The organism is Vibrio sp. 10N.261.52.C11 (assembly GCF_041471405.1).
Lineage (GTDB): Bacteria > Pseudomonadota > Gammaproteobacteria > Enterobacterales > Vibrionaceae > Vibrio > Vibrio crassostreae_C.
The window spans coordinates 182,019-189,109 of sequence record NZ_JBFROI010000011.1; the positions used below are offsets into that span (position 1 = coordinate 182,019).

4 protein-coding genes are annotated in these 7,091 nt (G+C 48.4%); 3 read left to right on the plus strand and 1 reads right to left on the minus strand.

What is annotated here, in order from left to right; translation table 11 throughout:
• Positions 1-29: 29 nt before the first annotated feature.
• From AB4323_RS04400 to AB4323_RS04410, 3 genes are all read left to right on the plus strand, one after another.
• Positions 30-1,541 carry an ABC transporter substrate-binding protein gene (locus AB4323_RS04400; protein WP_372151720.1) on the plus strand — a complete coding sequence of 504 codons (1,512 nt, stop codon included), beginning with the start codon at positions 30-32 and terminating at the stop codon, positions 1,539-1,541.
• A 4-nt stretch (positions 1,542-1,545) separates the two neighbouring features.
• A complete protein-coding gene (locus AB4323_RS04405) occupies positions 1,546-3,282 on the plus strand; it encodes an ABC transporter permease subunit (protein ID WP_102548153.1) in 1,737 nt (578 codons plus the stop codon).
• 160 nt (positions 3,283-3,442) lie between these two features.
• Entirely contained in the window at positions 3,443-3,685 is a 243-nt protein-coding gene (locus AB4323_RS04410) for a hypothetical protein (protein WP_102548152.1), read from the plus strand.
• 130 nt (positions 3,686-3,815) lie between these two features.
• On the opposite strand, the gene AB4323_RS04415 is transcribed toward AB4323_RS04410, so the two are convergent.
• Complete coding sequence (locus AB4323_RS04415) at positions 3,816-6,671, minus strand: FAD-binding and (Fe-S)-binding domain-containing protein (protein WP_372151722.1); 2,856 nt, start codon at positions 6,669-6,671, stop codon at positions 3,816-3,818.
• Between the last annotated feature and the right edge of the window lie 420 nt (positions 6,672-7,091).

Genomic DNA, 7,091 nt, shown 5'->3' on the forward strand with positions numbered 1-7,091 from the left:
CACAACACTGCTTACAGAGAAAAATAACTATGCGTTTTAATTCAATCAAACTGGCTTGCGCGCTTGCGTTGGCTCTGCCTTTGACGGGCTGTTTTGACTCTCAACCAGAGTCGAGCGATGCCGCAGTAAAATCTGAAATTCGTGTTGCGATGATGCAGCCACCAAGAACGGGCCTATCGCCACTTTCTGATGATGCGTTCAAACTATCACGTTGGAGCACGGCTGAAACGTTAGTGAACTTGAGCCCAACCTCAGAAGCAGAACCAATGCTAGCGACTGATTGGAAACATCTTGATCCACTGACTTGGCAGTTCACTATTCGACAAGGTGTTAAATTCCACGATGGCTCTACGTTAACCGCAGAATCCGTAGTGAACTCTTTGCAGAAAGCGCTTGAGGCGGCACCTAAGCCACGCATTCTAGATGGTGTCGATCTCGAAGTGAAAGCGATGGACAACTACCGCGTAGAGATCAAGACCAGCTTTGATGACCCTCTTTTACCAAGCCGTTTATCAAGCCCTCAATTAGCGATTCTTGCAGCAAGTGCTTACCAAGAAGATGGCCGTGTTAGCCCAATGGGTGCAGGTACGGGCCCGTTTGAGTTGACTGAAATTAACGGTACAACCAGCGCGAAGCTAAAACGTTTCGATGGCTACTGGGGTGAAAAAGCGCAAGTTGAATCTGTGATTGCAGAATACGTTCCTAACGGTTTTGCTCGCGCTGCAGCTTTAAGAACAGGCACAGCAGACATCGTTGAAGCAGTACCCGTTTCACAAATCGCGACCATTGATCCGAACCTGCTTTACGAAGTAGCAATGCCTCGTACCAACACGCTTTACCTAAACAATAAGTCAGGTGTATTTAGCGAGATTGAACTACGCAAAGTCGCGGCTGCTGCGGTAGACCGTGAACAAATCGTGAATACCGTTTATGAAAACCACGCGGACATCGCACAAGGCCTATTAGGTCCTGCACTTGCTTGGGCTGAGCCGATCCGACCTGAAGGTCAAGCAATCGACAAAACGCTAAAAGCAAACGGTGAAAGTATTGTTATCGGTACCTTTACCGACCGTGCAGAGCTTCCAGAAGTGGCAGCGCTACTGAAGCAACAACTTGAAGCGGCTGGTTTCAAGGTTGAGCTGGATATTCGTGAATACGCTCAGATCGAGAACGATGCGCTATCTGGTAAGTTCGACGCGTTTATCCTTTCTCGCGCAACGGTTCTAGATTCTGGTGACCCAGTGGCTTACATGATGAGTGACTTTGGTTGTAAGGGTTCATTCAATCTTGGTCAATTCTGTTCTCAAGAAATAGACCAAGCACTGACTCACGCTGATCTGCAACCATTAGGTGCATTGCGTCAGCAAGCGATCATCGAAGCCGAGCAAAAAATCCTTAACGACTTCGCGGCTATTCCACTGCTTCACGAACGTGTGATTCAAGGTGAAAGCGAGCGCGTGAGCAATGTGGTTCGTGACCCAAGTGAGCGCCGTTTAGTTGACCAAACTACACAGATCAAACAAGCGAAACAGGCTAACTAAATAGATGCTATCTGCTGAGACTCTGCGTCGAACCTTATTTCTCTTGACGCCTTGGTTATCAAGAATCGCCTCACTGATTGTGGTGGTGATTCTTGTTGGCTTGATGCCTGATATCGCGGGCATCGACCCAAGCCAATCCATTCTGCGTGCGAGGGCGGGGCAACAACACCTGCTTACGCCTGAAGCTTTAGCAGCGGTGCGTGCTGATCTTCAGCTTGACCGTTCGGCAAGTGAGCGCTTGATCGACTGGATAGGAAGCGCTTTTTCGGGTGACCTAGGTAAATCCTGGATTGATGGATCTTCGGTTGCGTTAGGTATTCAAAAAACAGCGTCGACATCTCTGTTTTTGATGTCGAGCGCATTGGTGATGACTTTTGCACTGTGCGGTGCAGGTTTACTTGCTACCTTGCGCAGTTGGAAGAAGGGCAAACTAGGGCAGAGTTACAGCAGTTTAAGTACGGTATTAATATCGTTGCCAGAGTACGTAGTGGCCTCGGTATTAATACTGGTGTTCTCTATCTGGTTAGGTTGGCTGCCGCCGTATGGTTGGCAAGGTTGGCAAGATATCTGGCTACCGAGTTTAGCGCTCGCACTGCCTGCTAGTGGCCTATTTAGCCGCCTACTCAGAGACAGTTTACAACGCGTTTTAAATGAACCTTGGGTGATCACTTGGCTTAGTGCCAACGTTCACTCCAACCAAATTATTCGCTTTGCGCTGAAAAGAGCGCTGAGCAGCCTGATCCCACAAATCGCGATGATCGTGATTGGTTTGACTGGTGGCGCGGTCGCGGTTGAGCTTATCTTCTCGATTCCGGGTATCGGGCGCATGATTCTAGGCGCAGCTAAGGCGCAAGACTTGCCGATGCTGCAAGGTGGCCTGTTGGTGCTGCTACTGTTTTCAATTGCTGTGAGCAGCATGAGCTTGTTTGTTCAACAGCTGATTCTGGGTCACAGCCTGAAAAGCGGTAAGCTCATTAGTAGCCACTCTTCGTTTCGCTTTACACAAAGCCGCAACAAGCGTGCTGTTGCTTTTTCAATATTCTCATTCCTGATTGCTATCGTGGTTTGGGCTGCATTTCGTGACCCATACACCAGTCAATTTTCTCGTTTAGCAGATCCAAGTTGGCAAGCGCCTTTGGGTGCGGATGGCATTGGCCGAGATCTGTTAGCGAGAATCGGCTCGGGCATGGTCTCGACCTTCCAGGCCGGTATTTTGGCAACGTTCTTGAGCTTGGTGACGGGCATCATCATGGGTTTCAACACCCGCTTTAGCCAAGGCCTTATCGAGATCACCAAGGGGATCCCATATATTATCGCAGGCTTGCTTGTTGCAGGTTTAACGGGGATGAATCCGAACAGCGCATTAATCGCGATTGTATTGGTGTCGTGGGCGCCGTTAGCCGCCCACTGCTCAAGCTTGATCGTGGAAGCAAAGGCTCAACCTTATACGCATCTCGCGCCATTGTGGGGCACCAGCAAGCTTCGAATCTTCCGTTTCTACTTGCTTCCTTATGTATTGCCACCTTTGCTAAGGCACGCGATGTTGAGGCTGCCAGTAATCACATTGAGCCTGACCTCGCTTAGCTTCATCGGCTTGGGAGCTAAGCCTCCTGCACCGGAATGGGGTTTGATGATTGCTGAGAACTTGCCCTACATTGAACGCGCGCCAATCGCTGTCATGGGACCAATTGTTGGTCTGATCCTGTTAGGTGCTGCAATTAATATGATGTTTGATGATTAACGAAAAAGAACAGGCTGCTTAAGTTTTCGACGTGCTATTCGATTGAGTGTTCGATTTGGCATTTATGTTGTAACCTTGAGCCTGTTTTTTTGAATTGGCTTTCGGATCGGTTGTCGATCGGTTTTTAGCTTAGTTAAGTGTTCAGCGTTAAGGATTCAACATGTATCTCGTTTTGTATTGTCACAATATTGGTATGACCGACTTTTCCTTTTTTGAAACGGAAGACTTTGACAAAGAAGAGGGCTATATCGTACGAGGTAAATGGCCGAATGAGAAAGCGTTTCGTGATTATTTAACTAAAGAGTTTGGTGACATGAATGAGTTCCAAATGATCGACTTAATCGCCAAAGGTGCAGAAGCAGAACACTACTCGCCAGAAGAGTTGATACGCCTAGCTCAGTAGCCGTTAGCTCATCAATATCTAGCTCGGTAATACGTTTTAAATCGAATAAAGAAATGGCAGCCTGATTGGGCTGCCATTTTTCGTTGTAGGTTTAAGCTAATTGCTCGATACCTTAAGTGGGGAGGTTTCGCTATTGCGCGACTTCGTCCACCAAGTACAAGATTGATTGATACGGAATGCCACTGTGGTGTGACAAACCGATCTCACAGGTTCGACTGTTACTGAACCCACGAGTACAGTTGCTCGGTACTTGTTCTTTGAGTGGGTGTACCGCAGCCTCGTTCAGTTCTGGCGTAGTAAAACCTTTATCACCCGCCCAACCACAACACTGAATATGCTCAGGAACAATCACCTCTTCGGTACACGCTTTAGCAAGGCTCAACATCGCGCCTTCCAAACCCATTCGACGAGAGCTACAAGTCACATGCAGCATCACGGTCTCTTGTAGCGGCTCAAGCGTCAGGTGTTCAAGCAGGTATTGATTCACAAACCCTGTCGGCTCTAATACCTCTAACGGTTTGGTGAACTGTTCAATACTGCGTTTAGCACATGGGCTGGTATCCATTAAGACTGGGTATTCACCCTGACGACTGGCCTGCCACAACACTTCTTCGAGCTGTTGCGCTTTATATTGGGCTAAATCGGTCATCCCTTTGCTGTCGTAAGGCATGCCACAACATTGGTCGTCTAGCTTCTTCGGAAGAATCACCTCAAATCCTGCTTTGTTAAGCAAAGACATGGTCACTTCAGTTAGAGGGCGTTGGTCGCCCGCATCACTCTGTTGTCCCATGGTGCGACTGGCACACGAAGGCAGGTAAACCACCTTCTTATGATTGCTTGAGGATTCTGCTGTCGCTGGTGATGAGACTAGCGAGTGACTATTGGATTGCGGCATCTCCGGCATCCAAACCGGTGTTGCACCTTTAGTTATTGAGCGCAGGCCGTTGGTTAGCTTGCCTACGGTATTCGCGCCTAATACTTTGCTCGCCACTTGATTGGTTTTGAGGCCAGCCTTGGTCAGCTTAGTGGTGGTCGAGAAATGATCCGCTGTCCACTTAGCGATTGGCGTAAATTTCTCGTACTTGGCAATACGAAGCTTCTTGATCAAGTCGCCGGTGTTGATTCCCACAGGGCAACGCTCGGCACACAGGCCGGTTGCGGCGCAGGTATCAATGCCTTGGTATTCGAAGGTTTTCTCTAGTTCGCTTGCTTCTATTTCTTCACCCGCAGCTCGGCGGCGTTGCAGTTCTCGGTACAGAACAATGCGTTGGCGTGGTGATAGAGTCAGCGTACGAGACGGACAAACAGGCTCACAGAAGCCACACTCAATACAGCGATCGACAAGGTCATCGGCAGCAGGCATTGGCTTCAAATTGGTGATGTGTGAATTTGGATTATCGTTGATGATAACGCCGGGGTTAAGCAGCCTTTCTGGGTCAAACAGCGCTTTGATCTGTTGCATCAAGGCGTAGCCGTCTTTGCCCCATTCCAATTCCACATAAGGCGCCATGTTACGACCAGTACCATGCTCTGCTTTCAGAGAACCTTGGTATTTCACCGCAACCAGTTCGGCAACGTCATCCATGAAACCGCCGTAGCGGTCGATTTCTGTTTTGCTGTCGAAACCTTGAGTAAACACAAAGTGCAGGTTGCCTTCGAGGGCGTGACCAAAAATAATCGCTTCGCTGTAGTCGTATTTATCGAACAGTTCTTGCAGCTCTCGAATACCATTAGCAAGGTTTTCGACAGGGAAAGCCACGTCTTCGATGATAACGGTTGTGCCAACTTCACGAACGGCTCCAACGGCAGGGAACATGCCTTTTCGGATGCCCCACAGAGTTGCGACTGTCTTTGGATCGGAAGTGAAAGGCACCGATTCAACAATCGTGTATTCAGTCAATGCGTCCAAAATTGATTTACATTGTAAATCTAAGTCCGGCTGGGAGCTGGCGTGTGATTCAACCAAAATCGCTGCGGCTTCTAAATCCAAGTTCGGCATGAATGCAGGCATACCTGGTTTGTCTGCGACAGAACGTAGTGCTCTGCCATCCATCAATTCAACCGCAGCAACGGGTGTTTTTGATAGCGTAGTAACGGCTTTACTGGCTTGTTCGATGTCGGCAAACACCAACAGAGCCGAGGCTTTGTTTGGGTGTTCGATAACCGTGTTGTAGGTGATCTCTGCGATGAAGCCTAGCGTGCCTTCTGAGCCAATCATCAAATGTTTGATGATCTCAATTGGATCGTGGTAATCGACCAAAGCATTCAGAGCGTAGCCAGTGGTGTTTTTGAGGCGGTACTTGTGGCGGATTCTGTCTGCGAGTTCTTGGTTTGAAGCTGTCTGTTGATGTAATTCGACAATGCCTTCAAACAGTGCTTTGTGTGATTGCTTGAATGCCTCAACACTTGCGTTGTCAGCCGTATCAAGCAGGGAGCCATCACTCAATACGATTTTCATGCTCTCAACGGTGCGATACGAGTTTTGCGCAGTACCACAACACATGCCGCTGGCGTTGTTCGCGGCGATACCACCGATTTTACAGGTATTGATTGAAGCTGGATCTGGGCCGATTTTACGTTGGAAAGGAGCGAGGTATTTGTTGGCATCTGCGCCAATTACACCGGGCTGAAGAATGATTTGATTGCCGTTATCGACAATTTCGTGGCCACGCCAGTCATCGGTCAGTGTGATGAGTACCGAATCTGAAACCGCTTGTCCTGACAGGCTGGTGCCTGCGGCGCGGAAGGTAAAGTGAATGCCGAGTTCGCGACAGCTTTGAATGGTGAATATCACTTCGTCTAAGTTTTTAAGCCTTAGAACCATTTTCGGCACCAAGCGATAGAAACTCGCATCAGTGCCGTAAGCCAATCGCTTTGCCTCTTGAGTGACAATGCGTTCTGTTTCTATTTTTTGAGCCAGTATCGCTTCAAGCTGCTGATAAGCTTGTGCGTCTATTACTCGCTCATGGGATGTGTTTGTCTCCATCTTTGCTTCCTTGTGCTTCTTATTTGGCACTGTTCAGGGCGTGTTGACCTTTCGTGATTAAATTTTGTTCGAGATAAAAGCGTTTTAATCGCGGCGAGGGGGAAGTAGCCTAGTCACTCTAAGCAAATCCCCCTCAACAAAGAGTAAAACGCTTTTAGCTGAACCCTTCGGGCAGCGTTTGCTGGCCATTTCTACTACGTTATCGGCTTCTTATGTAGGCTAGCTACACATCGACGCCTCTGCCTTGTACAAATACCCAGCAACTCGCTGCAAAAATCAGCTCGAAAGATCAACACGCCCTAGCTTTTTATTTTATTTTCCAGTGCTTAAACGGTGTCACAACGGCAGTGGAATTGCTGTGACACCGATTGAACTTCAGTCTAAGTAGACCAAAGCATTAGTCCGAATCCGAATCCGAAT

What these genes read in the sequence shown, in the direction of transcription:
- AB4323_RS04400 (WP_372151720.1), top strand. Translation starts at nt 30, where the DNA reads ATGCGTTTTAATTCAATCAAACTGGCTTGCGCGCTTGCGTTGGCTCTG.
- AB4323_RS04405 (WP_102548153.1), top strand. Translation starts at nt 1,546, where the DNA reads ATGCTATCTGCTGAGACTCTGCGTCGAACCTTATTTCTCTTGACGCCT.
- AB4323_RS04410 (WP_102548152.1), top strand. Translation starts at nt 3,443, where the DNA reads ATGTATCTCGTTTTGTATTGTCACAATATTGGTATGACCGACTTTTCC.
- AB4323_RS04415 (WP_372151722.1), bottom strand. Translation starts at nt 6,671, where the DNA reads ATGGAGACAAACACATCCCATGAGCGAGTAATAGACGCACAAGCTTAT.